This window comes from Spirochaeta thermophila DSM 6578, assembly GCF_000184345.1.
Classification (GTDB): domain Bacteria; phylum Spirochaetota; class Spirochaetia; order Winmispirales; family Winmispiraceae; genus Winmispira; species Winmispira thermophila.
In genome coordinates, this window is the sequence record NC_017583.1 from 2,119,496 (window position 1) to 2,144,876 (window position 25,381).

The window sequence follows — 25,381 nt, forward strand, 5'->3', positions numbered from 1 at the left end:
TGCCGCAAAAAAGACTATCCGTCCAGCGCTTCATAAAGAAAGTAATCGAAGTCCGCCCACACCCCCGTCCCCCTGAGGTCCTGGCATGCGATCCCCACGAACATGCCCGTGAAGCCCAGCGGTACCACGTAGTCGTCCGAGAGCTTCCACGAGGGGAGCACAGGTCCAATCTCCTTCCACTCCACTCCGTCGATCGAGTAGGAGAAGCGGACGTCGTAGAGATCCATCTCGACCCTGAGGAAGACCGGCCCCTCATCGGGGAGCACCACCTCGTCGTCTCCCAGGGGCATGGAGAGGAGGCCCCTATCGTAGACCAGGAGCCCCAAGACTCTCCGTCCCCCGTCGTCCGCAGAGATACGGAGATAGTACTGGTTCGACTCGTCGTAGCGTACGAGGAGGCCCGCCATGTGCTGAAAGCTCGTCGGCGAGAACTCCACGGCCGTCTGGGCCCGCCATCTGAAGTGTTCCACCCTCCGGGCCAGGAGGCTCTGGTCGAACTCCGAGAGGATCGATTCGCGTCCGTAGAGGCGTACGAAACCCGGCCGCTCGGTGAGCGAGTACTTCCCCTCAAGCGGCATCCTGAGGAACTGGTACTCGGGCCTCAAGCCCGGGCCGTCGAAATCGTCCTTGAACACGGCCCCACCCCGCTTCTCCACAGGATCACCGGGCAGGCGCACCTCGGTCTGCGGATGGGGGCCTCCCTCCACGTGGGGCCAGTCATCTTCGCCCCACCGCACCGCCTGGAGGGCCGTCTCCCTCCCGAGCGGGCAGTAAAGGGTTCCCGGAAGGGGCCTGCCGCACAGGTGGACGAGTACCCACAGGTCGTCGGTGTAAGGACACATACTCGCGTGTCCCGCCTTCTGGAGCCCCTCGGCAAGGTACGGGCGGACGTCCCCTCCATACGCCACCGCCCGATCGAAGCCCTCCCTCTCCCTCACGCTCGTGAGGATGGGATTCTGCGGGTGCACCTCGTACGGGCCAGTGATGCTCCTCGATCGCGCACACGTGACCGCATGGGCATAGGTGGTCCCGCCCTCCGCGACGATGAGGTAGTACCAGCCGTTCCGCTTGTAGAGGTGCGGCCCTTCGGTGAGGCCGATGGAGGTGCCGGTGAAGATCTTGTACACCGGCCCCACGAGGCGCTTGGCCCCGGGATCGTACTCCTGGAGGAGGATCCCCGAGAAGTGGTTGTGTCCCTCACGGTAGTCCCACTCCATGTTGAGGAGCCACTTCTTCCCATCGTCGTCGTGGAAGAGCGAAGGATCGAACCCGCTCGAGTTGAGGTAGACCGGCTCGCTCCACGGACCTCTCACGTCTTCAGCCGTGGTGAGGAAGTTGTGCACATCCTTGGGCCCCTCGGAGTTCCCCCGATCGGTCCAGGTGCGCACGATCGAGAAGATGAGGTAGAACCGTTCGCCGTCGTGGCTCAGGCACGGGGCCCACACTCCGGCCGAAGCCCGTACCCCCTGGAGGGGGAGCGCCCCCGGGTCGTCCAGGGGGCGGCTCACGAGCTCCCAGTTCACCAGATCCCTGCTGTGGTGGATCTGCACACCGGGAAACCACTCGAAGGTGGACGTGGCGATGTAGAAGTCGTCTCCCACACGCACGATGGAAGGATCGGGATTGAAGCCGGGGAGAATCGGATTCCGTATGGTCCGCATGCCTACTCCTTGAGTGCGCCGAGGCTGATGCCCTCGATGATGAACCTCGAGGCGATCGAGTACACGATGAGGATGGGGAGCAGGGAAAGGGCGATCGCCAGGTAGAGCATACCGAAGTCGGTCTTGTAGGTACTGGTATTGAGCTGCCCTATGATGATGGGCACCGTGAACTTCTCATTCGAAAAGAGCACGACGAGGGGGAGCAGGTAGTTGTTCCAGTTCCCCACGAAGGCGAAGATCCCCATGGTGGCGAGCCCCGGGGTCAGGAGCGGAAGCCCCAACCAGTGGAAGATCTGCAACTCCCCTGCACCCTCGATGCGGGCCGCCTGGAGCATCTCCTGATCGATGATCGAGGAGGCGTACTGACGCAGGAAGAAGACCGCGAAGGCGTTCGCCCCTCCCGGCAGGATGAGGGCCCAGAAGGTGTCGAGCATGTGGTACGCACTCAGGAGCTGGAAGTAGCCTATGATACCCAGCTGTGCGGGCACCATGATCACCCCCAGGACCACGGCGAACAGGAACCGTTTCGCCGGGAAGTTGTAGAAGGCGAACCCGAAACCCGCGAGGGCCGCCACGTAGAGGCCGAGGAGGGTGGCGGACGTCGCCACGAAGAAGCTGTTCCTCAGTCCCCGAAAGATGTTGAGATTCTCCCCCTTCCCTTTGCCCCACAGGGCGACGAGGTTCTTCCCCAGAGAACTCCCGGGGAGGAGACTCAGTCCCTGATTGATCTCCATGCTCGAACGCGTGGCGTTCACGAACGTGATGTAGAAGGGAAGGAGACAGATCACCGCGAGGATGACGAGGAACACGTAGACCAGCACCCGCTGGATGAACATCCTTGTCGAATAGGATTCCATTCCGATCATCGTTTCCTCCTGTTCTCTCGACCCGCGAGTACGAAGTAGAGGAGTGAGAATATTACGATCAGGAAGAAGAGCACCCAGGCCACCGATGCCGCATAGCCCATGCGGTGGTAGCGGAATCCACGGTCGTAGAGGTATATCACCGTGGTGGTGACCGCCTGACCGCTCTCCCCTGCGAGTCCCATACGGAGGATGTAGGGGATATCGAAGATCTGCATACCACCGATGAGACTGGTGATGAGCACGAAGGTGATCACCGGGGCAAGGAGCGGCATGGTGATCGACCAGAAGACCTGCCAGGCGGTCGCGCCGTCCACATAGGCCGCCTCATAGTACGTCTTCGGGATACCCTGGATCCCCGTGGTGAGGATGATGGCCGTGTACCCGAACCAGAGCCAGGTCTGAACGATCGAGACGATGAACTGGGTCCTCACGGGATCCCTGAACCAATCGATGAAGGCCTCTTCGTTGGCCGCGAAGAGGATCTGGTTGAGCGCTCCGTGCTTCCAGTCGAGGAGCACGTTGATGAGCAGGGCGATGGTCGCCGCGGTCACCAGGTTGGGGAAGTAGTAGACCGCCCGGAACACGCTTATCCCCTTGATCCTGTACCTGATGTCGGTGAAGAAGAAGGCCACGAGAAAGGCGAGTGCCAGCTGCATGAGGATGTTGGGGAGCCAAATCCGCCACGTGTTGAAGAAGGCGAGCCAGAAGTACTTGTCCACGATGAGGTCTGCGTAGTTCTTCAGGCCCACCCAGTCCATCTTCTTGAGGCCGTCGTAGTTGGTGAAACTCAACATGAGGGTGTTGATGATGGGATAGAACTGGAACACCACCAAAAAGAGGAAGAACGGGGCGACGAACCCGAGCCCCACGATCTGTAAGTATCGTTTCACGGTTCCCTCCATGAAAATGGGGGCTGCAGAGGTCCTCTGCAGCCCCCGTAATGCTTCACATGCTTACTCCACAGTGAGCTCAGGATAGGCGTTCTTCACCTGTTCCTTGATCCACTGGATCGCCTCTTCCTTGCTCTTCACACCATTGGCGTAATCGGCCACCGCCTGGTTGATGAAGGCGAGGATGTTCTGGTCCTTGCCGGTCACGAGCGAACCGTTCACCTTCGGCGCGAGATCCGCGAAGAAGTCATAGTGGTTCTGACCACCGAGATAGGGTTCGGCGAAGGTGTCCTTGATCTTCTCCACCACCTTCCGGTTGCTGATGAAGTCGCCCGTCTCCTTCGCCCACCACTCGAGGGTCTCCTCTTCGAGGGTGAACATGTGGACGAACTTCCAGGCGTTCTCCTTGTTCTTGCTGTCGGAGTAGATACCGAGCCAGGTCCCGCCCCAGAAGTAGAAGGCCGGCGGAGAGGTGAGTCCCCAGTCACCCTCTGAATCGGGGGCATTGGCCTTGAGCACGTAGTGGAGGAACCACGTACAACCGAAGTAGGCGAAGATATTGGAGTCCTTCTTCATCCCGTCGAACCAGGCGGGCCCCCACTGTCCTGCCTCGGCGGTGAGTCCTTCGTCACGAAGGGTCTTCACGAAGTCGAAGTAGGGCAGATATGCATCGTCCAGGATGAACTTCCCGTCCTCCACGAAGGCGTGTTTCCGCTGGGCGTAGGGAATCCACTGGGTTTCCACCAGGGTGGGGAGGAACTTCACGGTATCACCGCTCTTCTCCTTCATCATTCGGGCGGTCTCGAGCATCTTGTCCAGGCTGGCGAAGTACTTACCCACTTCCTGGGGATCGTCGGTTCCGAGGTACTCCTTCGCGATTCCCCTCCTATAGAACACACCGCCCGGGGTCGTCTGCCAGGTGAGCCCCCTCAGCTTGCCGTCCGCGTCCGTCGCCATCTCGACGGCATAGGGATACATGTCGGACACATCGGCGTTGTACGGAGGACCGGAGAGGTCGTCCCAGTAGCCGCTCTCCACCAACTCCCGCACGAACTGCTGCTCACCGGTGAACACGTCAGGCACGTTCACACCGGAGGCGAGCACCTGTCTGAGCTTCGTCATGTAGTCCTCGTGGGGCACGATGGTGAACTCGTAGTCGATGCCGGTCTTTTCCTTGAACCGATCGATCGGTTTCTGGAGCTCGTCGGTGAAGGACCACACCACGATCTTGGCAGGAGCAGCTGCCGCAGCCTCCTCCTTCTTCGCACATCCTGCGAGGAGCACTGCCACAACGAGTCCTACCAGAAGAAAGGAGAGCTTCTTCATACGATACCTCCTGGTAGATAGATATTGAGTTGTAGGAACAACCAGAGAAAGTATAGCACGGGTTCTGAGGTGTGACAAGAGGAAATTTCACGCAATCAACTATTCCACGGTCGACGAAGATTGCCTCACGACGGTCTTCCCTCTATACTGCAGCTGTACATCCCCGCGAGAGGAGACGCACATGGACTTCGTGAAGACCATAGGCCTCGTGGCCCACGACAACCGGAAACAGGACCTCATCGAATGGGTGAGGTGGAACTACAAGACCCTCATTCAACACAGGCTGGTCTGCACGGGGACCACCGGGAGACTCGTCCAGCAGACCATAGAGGAGCTCATGGAGCCCGGCGACCGACAGGCCCACCCCATCGTCCAGCTCAAATCAGGCCCTCTCGGAGGAGACCAGCAGATGGGAGCCATGATAGCGGAAGGGAAGATAGACATCCTCATCTTCCTCTGGGATCCCATGGAACCACAACCTCACGACGTGGATGTAAAGGCCCTCCTCAGGATCGCCGTGCTTTACAACATCCCTGTTGCCAACAACAGGTCGACGGCCGACTTCATCATCTCCTCCCCCCTCTTCTATCAACAGTACGAGCCCGTCCGGAAGGACTATTCCGTGTACCTCAGGCGGAGCATCCCCGGCGTCGACGCCCGAGGAGGAATCTCGTGACCATCTATCTCGCGAGCAACAACCGCCACAAGAAAGAGGAGATCGCCCCCCTCCTCTCGCCCCATCGTCTCCTCCTTCCGGAAGAGGAGGGAATCGAATTCCGCTGTGAGGAGAAGGGGGCCACCTTCTTGGAAAATGCGCTCGCCAAGGCCCAGGCACTCCATGACCTGGTGAGCGCACCGGTCCTTGCCGACGACTCGGGCCTCGTGGTGGAGGCATTGGGCGGTGCTCCGGGCGTGCGATCGGCCCGCTTCGGGGAGGAGGCAGGGAGGAGCCTCTCGGCAGAGGAGAAGAACGCCCTCCTTCTCGGGATGCTCGATGACGAGAGCGACAGGAGGGCCGCCTTCGTATGCTGTATGGTGCTCCTCCTCTCCCCGCAACGGTTCTACATCGTCCAGGAAACCCTCGAGGGTACCATCGCACGCGAATCACGGGGCACCCACGGCTTCGGCTACGATCCCATCTTTCTCCTCCCCGACGGTCGGCACCTCGCCGAGGTCTCACTCGAGGAGAAGAACCGGATTTCCCACAGGGGCAAGGCTGCCCGGAAACTACGTCTACTCATGGAGGACCTCACATGACCGACCTTCCTACCCGAGACCAACAGAGCCTGGAAGACTGCTGGGATCTCTCCTCCCTCTTTCCCTCGGACGGGGCATGGGAGGAGGCCCTCACCGAGGTCAAAGGCATGCTCCCCGACCTCACCTCGTACAGGGGAAGACTCGCCGGGGGAGATGCACTCACCGTAGGGGGCTTCCTCCGCCGGTATTTCGAAGTCCTCGAGGAGATGGAGGCCCTGGGTGTCTACGCCTACCTCCGTCTCTCGGAGGACGGCGGGGACCCCGACCGCCAGAGGCTCTGGAATACCTACCTCTCCTGGAGCACGGAGTTCCAGAGCGCACTCAGCTTCGTGGAACCGGAGCTCGTACGCCTCAGCGAGACAGTGGTGGAGGAACTCCTCCATCGCGAAGATCTTGCCGACTTCCGCATATGGCTCGAGAAGCTCCTCCGCTATCGTCCCCACATCCTCCCCGAAGAGCAGGAACGTATCCTCGCCACCCTCGCCATGCCCCGCTCCCTCGCGAGACGCACCTTCTCCTCACTCAACGACGTCGACCTCACCTTCGGGACCATCCTTACCCCTGAAGGCGAGCGGCCCCTCACCCACGGGACCTACCTCTGGTTCATGGAGCATCCCGATCGGACCCTCCGGGAACAGGCGTACAGCCGCTACCTCGAGGCCTACAAGTCCCATCAGCATACCATCTCCACCCTCTACGCCACCCAGGTCCAGCAGGACGCCGCCGAAGCCCGACTCAGGAACCACCCCTCCTCCCTCCACGCCGCCCTCTTCGCCGACAACGTGCCGGTGGAGCTCTACACCCATCTGATCACCCAGGTGGAGACGGCCATCCCTCTCCTCCACGAGTACTGGAGAGTGCGCGCCGACCTTCTCGAGCTGCACCCCTTGCGACTCTTCGACACGAAGGTCCCTCTCGTGAAGGAGGTGGAGGTGCACTATCCGTACGAGCGGGCCGTGAACCTCGTGGCCGAGGCACTCTCCCCCCTGGGAGAGGACTATACCCGCACCATGCGGGACGGGCTCCTCGGCGGATGGGTGGACCGCTACGAGAACAGAGGAAAGCGATCCGGCGCCTTCTCCTACGGCAGCTACAGGGGGGCCCCCTACATCCTCCTCAACTACGACCCCCGGGTCATCCGCCACGTCTTCACCCTCGCCCACGAGGCGGGCCACTCCATGCACTCCTACTACAGCGCCCGGTCCAACCCCTTCCCCCACTACCAGTACTCCATCTTCGAAGCCGAGGTCGCCTCCACCTTCAACGAAGAGCTCCTCCTCTCCTACCTGTTTTCCACGACAGAAGACGCGCGGCTTATCCTCTACCTCCACAACCGTCACCTCGACGAAATCATAGGGACCTACTTCAGGCAGACGATGTTCGCCGAGTTCGAACTCATCTGTCATCGTGCGGCCGAGGAGGGACACGCCCTCACCACGAACTTCTTCCTCGAGACCTACCACGCCCTGCTCGAGAAGTACTTCGGTCCCGCCGTCTCGATAGAAGGACTCGACCCCTACGAGTGTTTCCGGATCCCCCACTTCTACCGCTCCTTCTACGTCTATCAGTACGCCACCGGTATCACCGCCGCCGTCACCCTCTCGAAGGCCGTGATAGAGGGGAAGGAAGGCGCCGTGGAGGCCTACCTCAGGTTCCTCTCGCGTGGCGGAAGCAGCTTCCCACTCGAGACACTCAGGGAAGCGGGGGTGGACCTCCTCTCCGAGGACCCCTACCAGGTGCTCCACCGTGTTTTCGAGGAGCACCTCGAGGCGCTCAAAGCAGGGCTATCCAGGACGTGAGACGTCAACGCGAACGGAGGAGGCGTCTTCCGAGGCGGAAGACGAGGCCCCCTGCGAGGAGGAGGGAGGCAAGGGAGAGGACGAACCAGGCGAACCAGTCGCCCCAACGGGTATAGAGGGTCGTGCGTCCGGTGAAGACAGGCACCTCACAGACGAGGTAGTCCTGCACGAACGGGGGGAGGCTGGCGAGGATCTCGCCGTTGGGGGAGATGGCGGTGGTGATCCCCCCGTTCGTACTCCGTACGAGGGACCGCCTGTTCTCCACCGCCCTGAAGACCGAGATCGTCATGTGTTGCATCGCATTGCTCGGGAGCCCGGACCAGCTGTCGTTGGTGAGGTTCACGAGCACCTCCGCCCCCCGCCGGACGAACTCCCGGGAAAGGTACCCGAAGGTGTCCTCGAAGCACACGAGGGTGGAAAGCCTCACCTTGCCCAGGTCGAACACCGTGTAATCGGAGCCCTTCTCCCAGAAGTGGGTGTCGGCGTTCTTGAGCCACTGGTAGATCCCCGGCAGCTGACGTTCATAGGGGAAGTGCTCGGTGAAGGGCACGAGATGGATCTTGCGGTACGGCCCGAGGAGCTCGCCGTCCTTCCACACGTAGACCGCGTTGTAGTCCACGCGAGACATCCTGCCCTGTGCATCCTTCACCGGCCGGCCGTCGTCGTTCCCGAACACGAACACCACCGGATCCCGTGAATCGAGATATGTGAGGAGGCGGTTCACGAGCGCCGTGGACTCGGGATCCGTTCCCACGTGGAGGTGCCAGTAGATGCTGGGCACGAAGGCCGTCTCGGACCAGACCACGGCCTCGATCCTGGGATCCTCCTCGAGAGCCTCGTCGCTCAACCGCATGAGGCGTTCGAGCCCGTCACGGTAGGCCGCGAGCCCGCCCTTCCACGGGTCCTTGTCGTGCTGGACGAGGGCCACCTTCCACCTCGGAGCCGTCGAGTAGTCCACCGGGGCGAAGAGGCCGTAGACGAGCGCAACGAGGAGAAGGAGGCCGTATCCGGCGATGACCCATCGCTCCCTTGCGCACCACTCCCTCAGACGGTGCACCCCATGCATCAGGCCCCATCCAAGGAAGGCCGAAGGGAAGACCACGAGGAGAGAGACACCCCAGACCCCGGTCACGTCCGCGATCTGGATGAGAGGGAGGAAGGCGTACTGGGAATACCCCATGATCCCGTAGGCGTAGCCCAGGAAGCCGGTGGTCTTGAGGTACTCGTACCCGATCCAGACGAGGGTCTGGACCAGATACCCCCGCCTGGGAAACAGTACGTCGGCGAGTTTGAGCAGGGGGAAGACCATCAGGAAATAGGTGGCATAGATCACCGGCACGATGATGATCGCCAACGGGTGGAACGGAGCGAGCCAGTAGTTGAACAGGGCGTACGAAAGAAAGCCGTAGAAGATACCGTAGAAGGGCATCTCGAACCAACGGCCGTACCGTACCACCGGAAAGACCGGCACCAGTGCGACATAGGCGAGAAGAGGGATCCCTTCGAGAACGACATGATTGGGGAAAGAGAGGGCGAAAAGAATGCTGCTCACCACCAGGAGACAGAACCTCCCGCCTCCCGTCCGTCCCTCGCACCATACCCGCATCCGGCTGCTCACCAGTGCCCTCTCCTGGGAAAGGTCTCTCACATCCTCACGTTCCACACGGAATCTTTCAGTTCCTTGCCCGGACGGAAGACCGCCACTCCATGATCCTCGACCTTCACGATCTCACCCGTCTTCGGATTGCGGGCACGCTCCCTGCCCTTCCTCACGCGGATCTCGAAGGTCCCGAACCCCCGCAGTTCCACGGTCTTTCCTTCCACAAGTGCCCGCTTCACCTCGGAAAAAAAAGAATCGATGACGAACTGGATATCCTTCTTGCTCAGGTCACAGTGCTGCGAAATATTCTCAACGATCTGGGCCTTGGTCAGTTTTTCCGTCTTCCTTGCCACAGGCACTCCTTTTGCCAGGGGGCTCCCCCCTGAGGGATGTTATCCCGCACTCATGGCATTCAACTTCTTGTAGAGGCGGGACTTCTTCCGGGCCGCCGTGTTCGGGTGGATGATGCCTTTCCTCGCATAGGTGTCGAGATACTTCACCGCCACACGCAGCTGGGCCTCGGCCTTCTCCTTGTCGCCCTCGCCCACCGCAGCCAGGAACTTCTTCACCTCGGTCCGTATACGGCTCTTCGCAGCCTTGTTCCGCAGATAGCGCTTCACACTCTGCCTGTGCCGCTTCAATGCACTCTTGGTAGCCAAAACACTCCTCCCGACTCTTAGTACTTAAGATAACACACAAGTATCGACAGGTCAATATTTTAAAACAGATTTACACGAAATCTTTCGGCCTCCGCTCGGTCCGCTTGCATTTCTCGCAGACGGCCTGGAGTTTCATCTTGCCGTTCTGGAACACGGCCTTCATCTTCACCTCGCCGCCGCACGGACAGAAGAACTTCTGCGCACCACGGCCCACTTTCGCGTTTTTGCTTATCTTCCCCATCTTTCTCCTCCGAAATCCTTTACGGTGGAAGGAATACTAACACACGCTCGCTCGATGTGTCAATCGAGCGACGAGAGGGCTCCCTCCTTGAAGCTCCACGTCTTTCCGTCCTCGTCCCGGACGAAGGCCTCCTCCGGGAGCACGAGCCGCTGCCCTTCGGGCCCTGCGAGGATCACCTGCCGGGTGAGGATGTTCACCTCCAGCACCTTGTAGTGTGCACCTTCGTAGCGGAGGCGCGTATTCTCCGGCGGGAAGTGGGCCCTCTCCACCTCGTAGGTCTCGGCCTCATAGGCGAGACAGCAGAGGAGCCTTCCGCAAGGTCCCGATATCTTCATCGAGTTGAGGGAGAGGTTCTGCGCCTTGGCCATCCTGATGGAAACCGGGACGAGGTGATCGGTGACGGCATGGCAGCAGAGTCCACGACCGCAGATCCCCACCCCACCCAGGAGACGGGTCTCATCCCGGACGCCGATCTGGCGGAGCTCTATCCGCTTCTTGAAGATCGCCACGAGATCCCGGACGAGGGCCCGGAAATCGACCCTTCCCTCGGCGGTGAAGAAGAAGAGGATCTTCGGCTCGTCCGTGAGATAGTGCACCGAGACCAGCTTCATGTCGAGACGGTGCTCCTCGATCTTCTGGATGCAGATCCGGAAGGCGCGGTCCTCTTCCCCCTTGAGGTGTTCGTACCGCTCGATATCCTCGGCCGTGGCCTTGCGGTGGATGCGCCGAAGCACCTCTTCGGGCTTCCTCCCCTGGAGGAATCGGGAGATGTCCCGCACCGGTCCGAGCACCTTCCCCAGATCCTTTCCGTACTTGCTCTCTACGATCACATGATCTCCGGGGAGCGGGGTCCACCCTTGCGGCTCTCTGCAGATCTCGGTCTCGCTCGTATGGACAACCTTCACCACCCAGGCGGCGGGGCTCCCCTCGGTGTGAGGTTCACACCCCCCGCAGGAGGCACAGGGGCTCTGCTGTTCGTTCATACCCAACGACTCTACTCGTTTCAGGAAAATAAATCAACGAGGAGGCCTTGGATCTCCTCCACCCGTGCGAGAAGGGAAAGCTGATCCACCTGTTGCAAGAGGATCCCCGAGATCAAACGCTCCAGCTTCTCGTCGATCACCCTCACGAGGGCGTACTTCTTCCTCCGGACGAGGTGAGATCCTGAAGTGTGCTCTTCGAGCGTGAGCATGTGCTTTACGGCGTAGGAGAGGAGGCGTTTCACCGCCTCCCTGTAGGCCCGCGCCTGGGAGAGCGTAGGATGTTCTTTCAGGCGCTCGCCGGCCTCGTGCACCCCATCGACGAGGGCCTCGAGGCTCTGTACCGTCCCCCCACCCTCGTCCACTCCGGGATGTCCATCCACCTCCGGCGCCGTCTCCCTGGGGAACAGGGACCGGAAGGACACACGCTTCCCTTTCCGGGATCTCTTCCCACGGGGAGGCGCACCTGCTTCGGGATGGAGCGAGGCGAAGAAGTAGCCGGCTCCCGGCTCCACCGGTTCCATCAGCCCGCCGCCCTGGAAGGATGGATGACCGGCGTGTCCCCGTCCTGGGCTGCCTCCGGACGGACCGCACACCGGGCATGGAAAACCGCACCCTCATCGATCCTGAGGGCCGGCGCCCGCACGGTCCCCATCACCACCCCGGAGGAAAGGAGATGAACCCCCTTCCTCACCTCCATCTCGCCCCTGAAGACCCCACCGACCGTCACCTTCCCCGCCCTGAGCACTCCCTCACAGCGGGCGTTCTTTCCGATGACCACCTCTCCACTCACCTCGATGGTCCCTATCACATCCCCGTCGACACGGAGGAAGTGGGCACCCTTTATCGTGCCCTCCAGGAGTGTACCTGCGCCGATGACGGAATTGACGTGTGTCTCGCTCATCAATCCTCTACCACCACATGCTGGTGAGAGATATTCAAGAACTTGAGAGGATCGATCACCTCGGAACCGATCATCACCTCGTAGTGGAGGTGCCGACCCGTGGAGAGGCCGGTGGACCCCATCATCCCGATCACCTGTCCCTGATGGACCTCCTGCCCCTTCTTCACCAGATAGTACTGGAGATGGGCGTAACGGGTATAGAATCCATAGCGATGGCGGATGACCACGTAGTTCCCCCATCCAAGGGGATCCGACTTCGCCTCCACCACCTTGCCGTTCGCGGTGGCCAAGACGGGCACCGCATAGGGATAGGCGATATCCACCCCCTTGTGAAGGTACCAGTACTTGTAGAAGGGATGGATCGAGGGACCGAAGTACTGGGTGATGATACCCCTGCCGCCCTGGACGGGCCATATGCTCGGGATATTCACCAACAGTTCCTTCTGAGCATTCAACACGTTCTGTACCTGGGAAAGCGAATCGACCGCCTGCTGGAGGGAAACCTTGAGCTCCCGGATCTCCGCGAGCTCCTTGACGTCTCCTGCACTCAAGGAGAGTTCGTGAGAGATCCCTGCGAGATCACCCTCTTCCTGGAGATCGTCGCCGGGGTCGTCCCCCGTCTCTCCCAGGAGCGAGGCGGTCTGGGCGAGGGACTGCTTGAAAAGGGCCGCCACCTCCCGGAGCTCCGAGAGCTCGCCCTTCACCTTGTCCAGGTTCGCCTCCACGGAGGAGAGCGAGGCCTCCTTCTGTTCGAGGAGGGCCGTGATGCCCGTGACCCTCGAGCCGGTCCACACGAAGCCCGCTATCACCCCCACGAGGAGGGCGCCCAGAAAGAAGAGGAGGAAGAGGGACACCTGGATATTGATCACCTTGTCTTCGAAGTGGGGGATGAGCATGATGGTGTACTTCTTTTTTAGAATGCCCCCAAACCTGCCGAGGACCCCACCTATCGCCCGCCCCAGCCGCTTGATGCGCCAGAAGGCCTTCCTGCTCGCCGCCTCTTCCAGACGTTTATAATTACGTGTCACTGACACGGAGGTACCCCTTTTTCACATCTCTTGATCAAAGAGTAGCATGAAGGGAAAGAGTTTGTCAAACGGAAATAATCGATTGACGGGAGGGGGAGATCATGGTATGGTAGTGACAAGTTCCCGACATCATCATACAAAGCAGGAGACATATGCGATTGTTTGACTCGCATGCACATATAGGACTGATCCACGAAGACCCCATCGAGCAGCTCATCGTCGTTCAGGAGGCGAAGCAGGCGGGCGTGGTGGGCATCGTGAGCATCTGCAACAGCCTGCGCGATTTCTCCACCGTCTATGAAAACCTCAAGTCGGTCTCTCATGTATACCACGCCGTGGGGGTCGCGCCTTCAGAGGTCACCAGTCCCGGGAGAGACTGGGAACTCAAGATCGAGGAGAGCGTACGCCTCCCCCGTGTTGTAGCTATCGGCGAAACAGGTCTGGATTATTACCGAAAATTCGGCGATCGGGACTCCCAGATCGAACTGTTCATCAGGCAGCTTGAACTGGCCGAGAAGTTCGACCTCCCCGTGATCATTCACAACCGTGAAGCGGGCAAAGACGTGCTCGAGATACTGCGGGAGAAGCTTCCCCCTCGCGGCGGCATTCTGCACTGTTTCTCCGAAAATTGGGACTTCGCCCGGAAGGCCCTCGAACTCAATCTCTACATCTCCTTCGCGGGAAACGTGACCTACAGGAACGCCCGCGACCTCCAGGAAGTCGCACGTAAGATTCCCCTCGACCGCATGCTGGTGGAGACCGAGAGTCCCTTCATGGTCCCCTCGGTCTATCGAGGGAAGCGTAACCGTCCCTCATACCTGGCGGAGACCGTGAAGTTTCTCGCCGAGATCAGGGAGGAGAGTCCCGAGGAGATCGCCGAGGTCACGTGTCAAAACGCCCTCACCTTCTTCCGGATAGCACAATAGATCACACATGAACGGACATGCCCGTACGGAGTCCCTGAGGATAGGGGACCGTCTCATCCCAGGCAATCTGTTCCTCGCCCCGCTCGCAGGTGTCTCGGACCTCCCCTTCCGGGAGGTCTGCATCTCCTTCGGCGCATCCATGACCTATACGGAGATGGTCTCGGCGGAAGGAATCGTCTACAATACGGGAAAGACATTTTCCCTCGTCCGGAGAAGCCCGAAGGAACGATTCTGGGGCATACAGCTGTTCAGCTCACGTCCCGATATGCTCGCCCGTGCCGTGGAGATGCTCAGTCCCCTCGCCCCCACCCTCTTCGACCTCAACTGTGGATGTCCCATCCCCAAGGTGGTGAAAACCGGTGCAGGGGCGGCACTCATGAGAGACCCGGAACGCGTGTACGCCATGGTGAAGGCCATGAGGGAAGCCTCATCCGTACCGGTGACCGTGAAGATCCGCTCGGGATGGGACGACCTCTCGCTCACCTACCGGGAGGTGGCCCAGGCGGCCTTCGAGGCGGGAGCAGGAGCGGTCTGCCTCCATCCCCGTACCCGGGCTCAAGGCTATGCCGGAGCCGCCCGATGGGAACACATCGCAGATCTCAAGGCACGACATCCCTCACACCCGGTCATCGCTTCGGGCGACATCCTCTCCCCCGAAGCCGCGCGGGCGGTCCTGGAGGAGACGGGTTGTGACGCCGTGTTGGTTGCCCGTGGGGCTCTCGGCGCTCCGTGGATCTTCCGCCAGATCCGCGACCTGCTGGAAACGGGCGGGTATGCACCCATCTCCCTTCGGGAACGGGTGGAGACGATGCGCGAGCATCTCGAGCGTGCCATCGCATACAAGGGAGAAGAGATCGCCTGCAGGGAGATGAGGAAGCACATGGGCTGGTACGTGAAAGGTCTTCCCGGCGCCGCTCGGGTGAGGGAACGTCTCGTGAGGGCCTCGACCCGGGAGGCCTACCTCACCATCCTGGAGGAACTCCTCCCGGATGGGGAATCCGTCCGCTAGAACCACCCCTGCTGCCTGCGCACCTCGTACATGAGGATGCCGGCCGCCACCGAGACGTTGAACGAGTCCACGTGCCCGTGGGCGGGGACGGCGACGAGCAGGTCGACTTCCTCCCGGAGGAGGCGGGAGAGCCCTTTGCCCTCGGCTCCGAGCACCAGACAGACCCGCCCGGAGAGATCCACCTCGTGTACGGGCTGCCCTTCCATGTCGGCACCGTAGACCCAGAACCCCGCCTTCTTCACGTGGAGGAGGGCCCGCCGGAGGTTCGTCTCCACCACCACCGGCACGAAGGCATCGGCCCCGCTCGAACTCTTGGAGATGGACGCGGCGTCCTTCACCGCACGCCGTTCCGGGATGATGACCCCAAGGGCTCCGAACTGATCCGCGGAACGGAGGATGGCGCCCACGTTGTGCGGGTCCTGGAGATGATCGAGCGCCACGAGGAGGGCGTTCTCCTGCGCTTGTCCGCACAGATCCTCGAGGGTAGCCTCCTTGAAGGTACGGAGCACTTCGAGCGCGAATCCCCTGTGGGTTCCCACGTATCTGGAGAGTTCCTGTGCGGAACAGACCTCGCTCCGTATGCCGGCCTCCCGTGCGAGCGAAAGGAAGTGGCGGTGATGGTGCGGATCGGTCACATAGAGGCAGACCACCCGCTCCTTCACCCCGGGGTCGACGAGATAGGTCTCAACGGCCCTCTTCCCCGTGATATACACCGAGCGCATGTCTCATTCCCCTTCCTCGGCGGCATAGTCCTTGACGAGATCGATCTCTCCGTCGAAGTCCGTATCCTGCTCGTACCTCCGGACGAAGACCCCGTCCTCGAGGAAGACCCACAGATCGATCACATCGTCGAAATTGGTATCCACCTCCTCCCGAATGAGGATACCCTTCTCGTAATAGTAGAAGTCATCCATCCTTCCGTCGAGATTGTAGTCCATTTCCTCGTAGAGCTTCCTCCCCTCCTCGTCCATCTGTGCCCGGTAGTCGACGATACCGTCGTAGTTCGTGTCGTAGACGAACCAAAAGGTATCCTCCTCTCCCAGCTCGAGCCACTGATCCTCCACCCCGTCATCGTTCTCGTCCACCGGATTCATCCTCTCCTGCCCGACGAGGGGGAAGGCCCCTCCCAACAAGGCCACCAGGGCGATCACAAGTCCCGTCCGATTCACTGTAGACTCCTCAGGTCCGCGTTTTGGCTCACTAGCATAGTTATCGTCAGGGGAGAGGAACCCGCTTGAGGAAAACGTGCCGCATCCTCACCTGAGCGCCATGATCTCGTCGGCGGGGAGGGGTTTCATCGAATCGGTGTCCCCCATCAGGGCGTCGAGTTGCCGGAGGAGCTCCCGCTCCTGAGCCGAGAGATGCTCAGGGACCTTCACGTGGAGCTCCACGTAGAGATCCCCCCGGGTGGAAGGATTGTGACGGTGGGGAAGCCCCTCGCCCCTGATGCGGAGCACACGACCGTGCTGGCTCCCGGGCGGGATCCGGAGCTTTATCTGTCTCCCCTCCAGCCCGGTGATGAGGACATCTCCGCCCAGGATGGCCTTGGTGATACTCACAGGGACGGCACAGTAGACATCGGCTCCGCGCCGCTTGAAGTGGGGATGGGGCCGGACGTGGATCACCACGTACAGGTCGCCCGGCCCCCCGCCGTGCGGTCCGGCATCCCCCATCTGTGGGATGTGGAGACGCTCGCCGTCCTCCACCCCCGGAGGAATGGTGACCTTGAGGCGCTGGGTCTTCTGCGCCACGCCGGTCCCCCCGCACACCCTGCAGGGACGCTCTATCACGTAACCGGCTCCACCACACTGAGGACAGTCCGTGGTGATGGAGAAGAAGCCGGAACTCCTCCGCACACGCCCCGCACCACCGCAGACCGGGCAGACCGTCCTTCCCCTCCCGTCCGCCGATCCCGTGCCGTCACAACTCGAACACTCGGCGTGTCGGGTGTAGGCGATCTCCACCTTGCGCCCAAAGGCTGCATCGAGGAAATCCACCTCCAGGTCGTAACGCAGGTCCGCCCCCCGTTCGTTCCGGGCGCGGGCACGGGAGGAGCGTCGCCCCCCTCCGAAGAAGGTGTCGAAGATGTCACCGAAATCTCCGAATCCGCCGAAGAGGTCTTCGAAGTCACGGAACACGGAGGAAAAATCGCCGGAGGCACCGCCTCCCGGGCCTCCGGCCATCCCTTCCAGCCCTGCAAAACCGAACTTGTCGTAGGCCTCCCGCTTCCTGTCGTCGGAGAGGACCTCGTAGGCCTCGCTTATCTCCTTGAACTTCTCCTCGGCCTCCTTGTCCCCCGGATTCCTGTCCGGGTGATACTTGAGGGCGAGCTTCCGGTAGGCCCGTTTTATCTCATCCTTCGTGGCACTCCTGGGCACCCCCAGGACCTCGTAGTAGTCGCGTTTTGCCAAGGCATCACCCCAGTCTTCGTCTTATTTGTTGTCGTCCACGACCTCGTAGTCCGCATCTTCCACATCGCCCTTCCCGGAAGCACCCTGAGCACCACCGGAGACATCGCCGCCGGCCTGGGCCCGCTTGTAGACCTCCTCGGCGATCTTGTACGAAGCCTGGCGCAACACCTCGACCTTCGCCTTGATCTCCTCGGTGGAACCCGAATCCATCACCGCCTTGAGATCCGCGATCGCCTTCTCTATCTGTTCCCTGTCAGTCGCGCCCACCTTGTCACCCAGCTCCCGAAGGGTCTTCTCAGTATAGTAGATGAGGTTGTCCGCCTCGTTCCTGGCCTCCGCGCGTTCACGGGCCTTCCTGTCGGCCTCTGCGTTCGCCTCGGCCTCCCTGATCATGCGCTGGATCTCCGCCTCGTTGAGTCCGGAGGTCGGCTCCACACGGATCTTCTGTTCCTTGCCGGTGGCGAGATCCTTCGCCGAGACATGGAGGATACCGTTGGCGTCCACGTCGAAGGTCACCTCGATCTGAGGCACCCCACGCGGGGCAGGAGGAATACCCACGAGGTCGAACCGCGCGAGGCTCCTGTTCTGCGATGCCATCTCGCGCTCACCCTGGAGCACGTGGATCGTCACCGCGGTCTGATTGTCCGTGGCGGTGGAGAAGATCTGCGTCTTCCTGGTGGGGATGGTCGTGTTCCTCTCGATGATCTTAGTGAAGACCCCGCCCAGGGTCTCGATACCGAGCGAGAGGGGAATCACATCGAGGAGGAGCACGTCCTTCACGTCTCCCGCGATGATACCCGCCTGGATCGCCGCCCCCATGGCCACCACCTCATCGGGGTTCACACCCTTGTGCGGCTCCTTGCCGAAGATCTCCTTCACGATCCGCTGGACCGCGGGGATACGCGTGGAGCCACCCACGAGGATCACCACGTCGACATCCTCGGGCTTGAGGCCTGCATCCTTGAGGGCATTGTGGCACGGGCCCTTGGTACGCTCGAGGAGGTCCTCGATGAGCTGCTCGAACTTCGCCCGCGTGAGGGTATACCTGAGGTGCTTCGGCCCCGACGCATCGGCCGTGATGAACGGCAGGTTGATCTCGGTCTCCTGGAGGGTGGAGAGCTCCTTCTTCGCCTTCTCCGCCGCCTCCTTGAGGCGCTGGAGGGCCATCCTGTCCTGGGAGAGGTCGATGCCGTAGTCCTTCTTGAAGTTCTCCACCAGCCACTCGATGATCCGCTGGTCGAAATCGTCGCCCCCGAGGTGGGTGTCACCGTTGGTGGACTTCACCTCGAACACGCCGTCCCCCAGCTCGAGGATGGAGATGTCGAACGTACCGCCCCCAAGGTCGAAGACCGCGATCTTCTGCTCCTTGGACTGATCCTTGCCGAGCCCGTAGGCGAGGGCCGCTGCCGTGGGCTCGTTGAGGATACGCTTCACCTCGAGCCCCGCGATGCGCCCCGCGTCCTTGGTCGCCTGACGCTGGGCATCGTTGAAGTAGGCCGGCACGGTGATCACGGCCTCGGTCACGGGTTCTCCGAGATAGTCCTCGGCCGTCTTCTTCATCTTCTGGAGGATGGCCGCGGAGATCTCCTCGGGGGAATACTGCTTCCCGAGGACTTCCACCCGGACGGCCCCGCGGGAATCCTGGGTCACCTTGTAGGGCACCATCCTGATCTCCTCGCCCACCTCGCTGTACTGGCGCCCCATGAACCGCTTGATGGAATAGATGGTGTTCTCCGGGTTGGTGATCATCTGGTTCTTCGCTGGCTGCCCCACCAGCCGCTCACCATTGGGAAGGAAGGCCACCACGGAAGGCGTGGTCCGCTGTCCCTCGGAATTGGCGATCACCACCGGTTCGTTCCCTTCCATCACGGCGACACACGAGTTGGTGGTTCCAAGGTCGATTCCTATGATCTTTCCCATGTCACTCCTCTCCTTTTCCTTCGGAAGTTGTATCCGGCGTGTGTTCCTGAGTACAGACGGCCTGGGTCTCCTCGGACCGATTGCGCGCAGGCATTCCCACCTTCACGCGCGCAGGCCGGAGTATGCGTCCATGAAGGGCGTAGCCCTTTTCGTACTCCTCTATCACAGTGGGTTCCTCGAAGTCCCCCTCCTCCATCTGAAGGGCCTCGTGGCGGTTCGGATCGAAGGGCTGTCCCGCTGCGGAGAACTTCACCAGTCCCCATCGGGACTCGAGAACCGCATGGAGCCGCTCCGAGATCATGGCCACACCCTCGTGAAGGGTCTTCACGTCATCGGTCTGCTCGGCCGCCTCTATCGCCCGCTCGAAGTCGTCGAGTACGGGGAGGAGATCCTCGAGGAGTTTCTGGGTGAGGAACTTCGCCCGTTCCTCGGTCTCCCGCTGCATGCGTTTCTTGTAGTTCTCGAAGTCGGCCCGTGCCCTGAGATACGCGTCCCGGAGGAAGGCATTCTCCTCCTCGAGCGCGGCACTGCGCTCCTTGAGGCTCGCAAGTTCCTCCTCAGGGGTGAGCTCCCGCTCTCCCTCTCCTTCCGCAGAGGGGTGGTCCGCATCCCCTTCCTGGATATCGGTCCCACCACCGGAGGATTCGTAGTCTCCAGAGGCCTCGTCCTGCGGTCGTGTCTCTTCGTTATCCATGCGCTCCTCTTTGTCCTGGAGTTCCTCGTTCTTCTCCCGTGTCATTCCCCGACTCCACACTTTTAGAGTATGAAACTTGTTGTCAGTCCGAAAAATACTAACAGAGGAAAAGCACCGTCAACCCACCTCGCACACCCTACTGCTTCGGGATCTCGAGGATGAGTTCGACCTCCCCTCTGCTGAGCCTGGTGGCACGCGCGATCTCCTCCACGCTCCATCCCTGCCGTGCGAGTTTGATGACCGTCTCCCGCTCCGAGAGCGTGGGAGCGCCGCGATCCTTCCTCCGCTTCTCCTCCCCCTCGAGCAGGGTTCCCAGGAGCTTCACCTGCTCCTCCGCCTTTTTCGCCACCTCCTCGAGGCGTGTCTCGGTACGGGCGAGCCACTCCCTCGCCTGCTGGAGACGTCCGGCCCGCTCCTCCATCTCGTCAAGCAGCGCATCCAGCGTGCCGAGCTTCTCCACGGCCGCCCTTATCTGCCCCTCCTCCGACGCCACCCGCTCCACCTGGATCCTGATCTCCTCCACCCGCTCCGGGAGGGCGTCCAGGATCTCTCGGTAGCCTTCCAGCTCTTCCTCTATCTTCTGGATCATCTGGAAGTTGCGATCCACGGCCTCGGTGGTCACCTCGATTACCTGCCTCCGCTTCTCGAGACGCTCGAAGGCCCGCTCCACCTGACCTTGGGCCTCCTCGATGGCCCTGAGTCGGGCCTGGATGGCCTGGATCTCGTCGTGGCTGTCGGTGATCTGCTGGAGCTTCAGATCCACCGCCTGAGAGAGGCCGAGAAGACGCTTGAAATCGTCCTCGAGGCTGTCTATGCGTCTCCGCTCGGAGAGGAAGCGCGCAAGCCTGCCGGACACCTCTTCCCCGAGCTTCTTCACCTGCTGGAACTGCCCCTCCATGCTCCTCGTCTCCTTGAGGTGAGCCTCCACCCTGGAGATCTCCTCCTTGAGGAGAGCCAGGTTGCGCTCGAGCACCTCCTTGAGGTGATCGGCCCGGTCGAATATCCTCGTCTGTTCGACGAAGGCCTTCTGGCGGCGTTCTATCTCGGTGAGCGTGGACGAAAGCCGCGCACCGTCATCCTCGAGCTTGGCGAACAGGCGCTGCTGGAGGGTGGTGAACTGGTTCCTGGTATCCACCAGGAAATGCTTGAACTCCCGTGTCCTGTCCTCCACCTCCTGGAGCACCTCCTCACGATACTGCTCGAAGCGATCCTGGAGGGCACCGTAGCGCTCCGAGAAGGCCTGGAACGCCTCCTCCGTGACCCGATCGAGGCGTCCGGAGAGGACGGCCATCCCCTCCTCCACCTCCCCCAGGCGGGCGACGAGGGCCTCCCTCCGCTCCTCGGCCGCATCGAGGACCTGCTGGCGCTCCGCATCGAAGGTCTCCCTGATGATCTGCAGGCTCTCCTCCATCTGTGATCTGAGCAGATCGATCTGGCCGGAGAGGTCGCCCCGCGCAGAGGAAAGCTTTGCCGCAAGATCCGACTGCCAACGGGTCAGGTCCTCCCTCGCGGCCTGGAGCATGGCCTCCACCGAGGTCTCGTGCTGCCTGAGACGTTCCCGCACCTCGTCGAGACGCTGATCCACGTCGGCCCGGTGGGAGAGGATCTGTTCCTCCACCCTCTGCGCATGGGCGGCGAGCTCCTGGGCCACCGAAGCCTCGGATTGCCGTCGCAGCTCCTCGATCCTCGCTGCGATCGTCTCCTGAAAGCCCTTGAGGGTCTCCTCCTGGGCGTCGAGCCTCTCCCTCAGGCTCTGTTCGAACTGGCCCACCTGGTCTTGAAAGCGCTCCAGCTGGGAGTAGAGCCTGGTCTGGAACTCAGAGAGCCTGGCACGCATCTCTCCGGTATGGGTTTCCTCGAGTCTGGCCCGTTCCTCCTCCTGCCGGGCTCCCACCTCCACGAGCTTCCGCTCGAACTCCTCCTCCCATGCAGCGACCCTCGCTCCCAACTCCTCGCCGCGGGCCTCGAGGTCCTTGAAGAACCCCTCCTCGAAGGCCGTGAGCCTCGAAGAGATACGATCGTACGCCTCCTGCTTGAGGGCCTCCACTTCCTGCTGGAGGGTTCCGAGCTCGGCACGAACCTCCTCCATCCGTGCGAACACCGCCTCCCTGTCCCTCTCGCCGGCCTCCTTGAGCCCCTGGTAGAACCGCTCCTGTTCCTGATGGATACGTTCCCTGGTGGCCTCCAGCATCCTGGAAAGGGCATCCTCCAGATCCTGGATCTGGGCGCTCACGCCCTCGACCCTCCGCATCCGGTACTCCAGGTCACCCGCATACTCGGCGAGCTGGGCCTCCAAGGCGGCGAGGACCTCCTGCTCCCTCTGCACCCCCCGCTGCTCCACCGCCTTCCACATCTCATCCTGCCGCCCCTGCATCCGCTCCCTCAAGGCGCCGAGCTCGGCCTCGAGCCGCTCCTCCGCCGAGGCGAGGAGCCTGCGCACCTCGTCCGCCACCTCGCCCACCCGCATCCCAAGGGCCGCCTCCTGTTCCTCCACCTGCCGCACCCTCCCCTCGAGCCGCCCCTCCACCTCACCCAGGCGCTCCTCGTGCGTCCGTACGAAGGCCACCACCCTGCCCTCGAACTCTCCCATCTGGCCCTCCACACGCTCCTCCGCCCCGAGGAGCCGCTCCTGCACCTCGGCCTCCCACCGGGCGATCCGTTCGTCGAGCGCTCCGAGCTGACCCTGGAGACGCTCCTGGAAGGCTTCCACCTCCCGGCCGAACTCCCGGACCATACGCTCCACCTCGCTCCTCACCGCCCCCACCATCTCCCGTCCGCGTTCCTCCACGGCCGAAGCCGCTCCCGAAAGCTCCTGCTCGAGCCGAACGAGGGCCTGCTCGAGGTCCTCGCGCACCTGCGCCATCCTCCCACGCCCCTCCTCCTCGAAGGTCCTCATCCGCTCATCCACCCCTTCCACACGCCGTACCACCCCCTCCTGCCACTCCGTGACCCGCCCCTCCAACGCCGCCACTTCATCCCGAAGCCCTGCCTCGTACTCCTTCATCCGCTCCCTCACCCCCCCCATCGTTGCATCGAGCTCCCCCCTCACCCGCTCGAGCCAGTCCCTGCTCTCCTGGACGAACCCGTCCACATCGGCGAGAAGACCCTCCCTGACCTCCTCGAGCCGCGCCTCGAGCTCGGTCCTGAGCCCACCCAACCTCGAGTCCTGCAGCTCCTCGAGCCGTGCCACACGCCCCTCCATCGCAGCCACACGCTCCCCCACCCCCTGCTCCAGGGCCTCCATGCGGAGGGAGAGCCGCTCCTCCCAGGACGCCGCCTCACCGAGCACCCGCTCCAGCTCCTTCTCCACCTGCTGCTCGCGCTGCTGGAGCACGGCCCGGATCTTCGCAAAACCGTGTTCCACCATATCACGCGCCTCGGCCCTCCGCTTCTCCAACAGCGCACGTACCTCGTCCCTGAGCGACTCGCCCTCCTCCGCCGCGAACCCCTTGAGCTCCCTGAACCGCTCCTCCAACACCCCCACGACCCGCTCCTGCTCCTCCCTGAGCACCTCCTGCGCCCGTCCCAGCTCCTCCCTGAGGCGTGCCGCCTCATCCTGGAAGGCCCGCTCCAATGCCCCGAACGTCTCCCGCTGCCGGGCCTCGAACTCGCCAGCCTGCGCAGTGAGCCGCGAGATCCGCTCCTCAAGGGAAGACGTGTAGTCCTCCATCCTCGCGGTCCACCCGTCCACCTGCTCCTTGAGGTCGGAGAAGACCTCCTCCACCCTTCCCCTCGCCTGATCCAGTTCCTCCTTGAGGGCCTCGAGCTGTTGCACCGCATCGGCCCGCAGGCTCCCCGTCTGGGCCTCCACGTCCTGGTGCACCCTGAGGAGGATCCCCTCCACCTCCTCCCGCACCCGCTCCCTCGCTTCCTCGACCCGCTCCCCGAGCTCCTGCTCCAGCCGGAACACCCCGGCCTCCACCTCCTCCGCCTTGCCCTGCACCATCCGCTCCACCTCCTGGAGCTCCTCGTCCACCCGGTTCGCCCACGTCTCCACCTCGGTCAGCAGCTCGGAGGTCTTGCGCTCCAACGACGTACGCACCTCGGCGAGGGCCTCGCCGAGCGCCGCCTCACGACCCGCGAGCCACTCCCTGATCTGGGCATCCTTCGCCTCCAGGAGGCTCCTCGCCTCCCCCTCCCAGAGCCCCACATCGGCCCGCACACGGGAGAGCTGCTCCTCCACCCCGCTCCGCACCTCCTCCACACGACCCGCCACCTCGCCGGAGAAACGCTCCAGGGAGGAGAGGAGCCCCTCCTCCCGCTTCTTCACGAGCGCCACCACCCTGGCGAAGGCCTGATCCTCGAGCGCGGCCGCACGCTTCGCGGCATCCTCCAGAGCCTTCCCATGCTCGGCCGCCACGGCCCTGCATCGCTCCCGCAGCCCCTCCACGAGCCCATCCACCCCTTCCCTCTCCCGGGCGAGACGTCGTGCGAGGTCCTGGAGGAGCGTCTCCACCTGGCCGGTGAGCTCCTCCACACGCCCTCGGATCCGCTCCAGCACACCCTCCCCCTCCTGCTCGAGGGCCGCCTTGAGCTCGCCGAACCGCTCCTTGAGGAGGGCCTCGGCCTCGATCCCCAGCGTCCGCAGTTTCTCGCCCTGGCGCTCCACGGCCGCAGCGAGATCCTCCTGCCGCTCCCGAGCCGCCTCCACCTCGCGGTGGAGGTCCTCCACCTCCTTCCTCGCCTGCAACTGCACCTCGGCCTTCACCTGGGCGAGCTGCTCACCGTTGAGCTGGGCGAACCGCTTGAGCATCCCGGGCAGGGCCTTCTCCACCTTCTCCAGCTGGGCGGCCACCACCCGGACCCGCTTGCCCACCCGATCAATGAACTCCGATTCGTTCCTGATCCGGGAGAGGTTCTCCTCGGCCCGAGCCGTCATATCCACCAGCTCGGCGAGGACCCTGTCGTATTCCTGGATCCGCTTCTCGAGCTCACCCACCTCCCTGTCACGCTCACGGATCTGACCGAGCCGCTCCTCCATGTAGGAGAGCATCTCGCGGAGGGTATTCTGATAGGTGTCGATTTCTATGGTGATGTCGCGGAGCCGCGCCGTACGCTCCTGGACGAGGGCGTCGAGATCCTCCTTCACCCTGTCCGCATACCTCCTCACCTTCTCGAGGCTCCGGTTGTTCCTGTCGAGCTGACGGAAGACGACGAGCGCCGCGGCCACCAGGCCGAGGATGACAATGTCCATCACGGTAATCATATCC

Annotated in this window: 23 protein-coding genes; 5 read left to right on the forward strand and 18 right to left on the reverse strand. The window is 62.4% G+C overall.

Features of this window, described 5'->3' with window-relative positions; translation table 11 throughout:
- Positions 1 to 14: 14 nt before the first annotated feature.
- The 4 genes from SPITH_RS09660 to SPITH_RS09675 form a co-directional block, all read right to left on the reverse strand.
- On the reverse strand, positions 15 to 1,661 hold the full coding sequence (locus tag SPITH_RS09660) for a glycoside hydrolase family 43 protein (protein ID WP_014625476.1): 1,647 nt from the start codon (positions 1,659 to 1,661) through the stop codon (positions 15 to 17).
- 2 nt (positions 1,662 to 1,663) lie between these two features.
- Complete coding sequence (locus SPITH_RS09665) at positions 1,664 to 2,527, reverse strand: carbohydrate ABC transporter permease (RefSeq protein WP_014625477.1); 864 nt, start codon at positions 2,525 to 2,527, stop codon at positions 1,664 to 1,666.
- The gene (locus SPITH_RS09670) at positions 2,524 to 3,417 is read right to left on the reverse strand and encodes a carbohydrate ABC transporter permease (RefSeq protein ID WP_014625478.1); all 894 of its coding nucleotides are present in this window, start codon (positions 3,415 to 3,417) and stop codon (positions 2,524 to 2,526) included. The genes SPITH_RS09665 and SPITH_RS09670 overlap by 4 nt, the downstream gene beginning before the upstream one ends.
- A 63-nt stretch (positions 3,418 to 3,480) precedes the next feature.
- A complete protein-coding gene (locus SPITH_RS09675) occupies positions 3,481 to 4,743 on the reverse strand; it encodes an ABC transporter substrate-binding protein (protein ID WP_014625479.1) in 1,263 nt (420 codons plus the stop codon).
- A 181-nt stretch (positions 4,744 to 4,924) separates the two neighbouring features.
- Between SPITH_RS09675 and SPITH_RS09680 the strand changes: the two genes are divergently transcribed.
- The 3 genes from SPITH_RS09680 to pepF are packed head-to-tail and all read left to right on the forward strand — an operon-like array spanning position 4,925 to position 7,799.
- A complete protein-coding gene (locus SPITH_RS09680; protein WP_014625480.1) occupies positions 4,925 to 5,419 on the forward strand; it encodes a methylglyoxal synthase in 495 nt (164 codons plus the stop codon).
- A complete protein-coding gene (gene rdgB / locus SPITH_RS09685; protein WP_014625481.1) occupies positions 5,416 to 6,000 on the forward strand; it encodes an RdgB/HAM1 family non-canonical purine NTP pyrophosphatase in 585 nt (194 codons plus the stop codon). Before SPITH_RS09680 ends, rdgB begins: the two co-directional genes overlap by 4 nt.
- Positions 5,997 to 7,799, forward strand: a complete 1,803-nt coding sequence (gene pepF, locus SPITH_RS09690; protein WP_014625482.1) for an oligoendopeptidase F — start codon at positions 5,997 to 5,999, stop codon at positions 7,797 to 7,799. Before rdgB ends, pepF begins: the two co-directional genes overlap by 4 nt.
- A 4-nt stretch (positions 7,800 to 7,803) precedes the next feature.
- Here the strand turns inward: pepF and lnt are convergent, their stop codons facing one another.
- The 8 genes from lnt to SPITH_RS09725 all read right to left on the reverse strand — a co-directional run bounded on the left by lnt (position 7,804) and on the right by SPITH_RS09725 (position 13,217).
- Positions 7,804 to 9,405, reverse strand: a complete 1,602-nt coding sequence (lnt, locus tag SPITH_RS09695) for an apolipoprotein N-acyltransferase (RefSeq protein WP_041624355.1) — start codon at positions 9,403 to 9,405, stop codon at positions 7,804 to 7,806.
- A gap of 38 nt (positions 9,406 to 9,443) precedes the next feature.
- Positions 9,444 to 9,752 (reverse strand): HU family DNA-binding protein, encoded by a 309-nt coding sequence (locus SPITH_RS09700; protein WP_014625484.1) that lies wholly within the window; start codon positions 9,750 to 9,752, stop codon positions 9,444 to 9,446.
- Positions 9,753 to 9,791: 39 nt separating this feature from the next.
- Entirely contained in the window at positions 9,792 to 10,058 is a 267-nt protein-coding gene (gene rpsT / locus SPITH_RS09705) for a 30S ribosomal protein S20 (RefSeq protein WP_014625485.1), read from the reverse strand.
- 70 nt (positions 10,059 to 10,128) lie between these two features.
- Positions 10,129 to 10,299, reverse strand: a complete 171-nt coding sequence (locus SPITH_RS12190) for a hypothetical protein (RefSeq protein ID WP_013314633.1) — start codon at positions 10,297 to 10,299, stop codon at positions 10,129 to 10,131.
- Positions 10,300 to 10,358: 59 nt separating this feature from the next.
- Positions 10,359 to 11,282: a PSP1 domain-containing protein gene (locus SPITH_RS09710; RefSeq protein ID WP_014625486.1), complete on the reverse strand. Its 924-nt coding sequence runs from the start codon at positions 11,280 to 11,282 to the stop codon at positions 10,359 to 10,361.
- 20 nt (positions 11,283 to 11,302) lie between these two features.
- Positions 11,303 to 11,803, reverse strand: coding sequence for a YaaR family protein (locus SPITH_RS09715; RefSeq protein ID WP_014625487.1), 501 nt, complete (start codon positions 11,801 to 11,803; stop codon positions 11,303 to 11,305).
- Positions 11,803 to 12,183, reverse strand: coding sequence for a bactofilin family protein (locus SPITH_RS09720; RefSeq protein WP_014625488.1), 381 nt, complete (start codon positions 12,181 to 12,183; stop codon positions 11,803 to 11,805). The genes SPITH_RS09715 and SPITH_RS09720 overlap by 1 nt, the downstream gene beginning before the upstream one ends.
- Positions 12,183 to 13,217, reverse strand: coding sequence for a M23 family metallopeptidase (locus SPITH_RS09725; protein WP_014625489.1), 1,035 nt, complete (start codon positions 13,215 to 13,217; stop codon positions 12,183 to 12,185). The genes SPITH_RS09720 and SPITH_RS09725 overlap by 1 nt, the downstream gene beginning before the upstream one ends.
- Positions 13,218 to 13,363: 146 nt before the next feature.
- On the opposite strand from SPITH_RS09725, the gene SPITH_RS09730 reads away from it, so the two are divergent.
- Both SPITH_RS09730 and dusB read left to right on the forward strand, forming a co-directional pair.
- The gene (locus SPITH_RS09730) at positions 13,364 to 14,137 is read left to right on the forward strand and encodes a TatD family hydrolase (protein WP_014625490.1); all 774 of its coding nucleotides are present in this window, start codon (positions 13,364 to 13,366) and stop codon (positions 14,135 to 14,137) included.
- A 7-nt stretch (positions 14,138 to 14,144) separates the two neighbouring features.
- Entirely contained in the window at positions 14,145 to 15,146 is a 1,002-nt protein-coding gene (dusB, locus tag SPITH_RS09735) for a tRNA dihydrouridine synthase DusB (protein WP_014625491.1), read from the forward strand.
- Here dusB and rlmB read toward each other — a convergent pair.
- The 6 genes from rlmB to SPITH_RS12835 all read right to left on the reverse strand — a co-directional run bounded on the left by rlmB (position 15,143) and on the right by SPITH_RS12835 (position 25,377).
- The gene (gene rlmB / locus SPITH_RS09740; protein ID WP_014625492.1) at positions 15,143 to 15,868 is read right to left on the reverse strand and encodes a 23S rRNA (guanosine(2251)-2'-O)-methyltransferase RlmB; all 726 of its coding nucleotides are present in this window, start codon (positions 15,866 to 15,868) and stop codon (positions 15,143 to 15,145) included. The genes dusB and rlmB overlap by 4 nt on opposite strands.
- Before the next feature lie 3 nt (positions 15,869 to 15,871).
- Positions 15,872 to 16,315: a hypothetical protein gene (locus SPITH_RS09745; protein ID WP_014625493.1), complete on the reverse strand. Its 444-nt coding sequence runs from the start codon at positions 16,313 to 16,315 to the stop codon at positions 15,872 to 15,874.
- Positions 16,316 to 16,402: 87 nt separating this feature from the next.
- Positions 16,403 to 17,557 carry a molecular chaperone DnaJ gene (dnaJ, locus tag SPITH_RS09750; protein WP_014625494.1) on the reverse strand — a complete coding sequence of 385 codons (1,155 nt, stop codon included), beginning with the start codon at positions 17,555 to 17,557 and terminating at the stop codon, positions 16,403 to 16,405.
- Between the two features lie 21 nt (positions 17,558 to 17,578).
- Positions 17,579 to 19,477 carry a molecular chaperone DnaK gene (gene dnaK / locus SPITH_RS09755; protein ID WP_014625495.1) on the reverse strand — a complete coding sequence of 633 codons (1,899 nt, stop codon included), beginning with the start codon at positions 19,475 to 19,477 and terminating at the stop codon, positions 17,579 to 17,581.
- 1 nt (position 19,478) lies between these two features.
- A complete protein-coding gene (grpE, locus tag SPITH_RS09760) occupies positions 19,479 to 20,216 on the reverse strand; it encodes a nucleotide exchange factor GrpE (RefSeq protein WP_014625496.1) in 738 nt (245 codons plus the stop codon).
- A gap of 91 nt (positions 20,217 to 20,307) precedes the next feature.
- On the reverse strand, positions 20,308 to 25,377 hold the full coding sequence (locus tag SPITH_RS12835; RefSeq protein ID WP_014625497.1) for a SpiroCoCo family coiled-coil protein: 5,070 nt from the start codon (positions 25,375 to 25,377) through the stop codon (positions 20,308 to 20,310).
- Positions 25,378 to 25,381 lie beyond the last annotated feature (4 nt).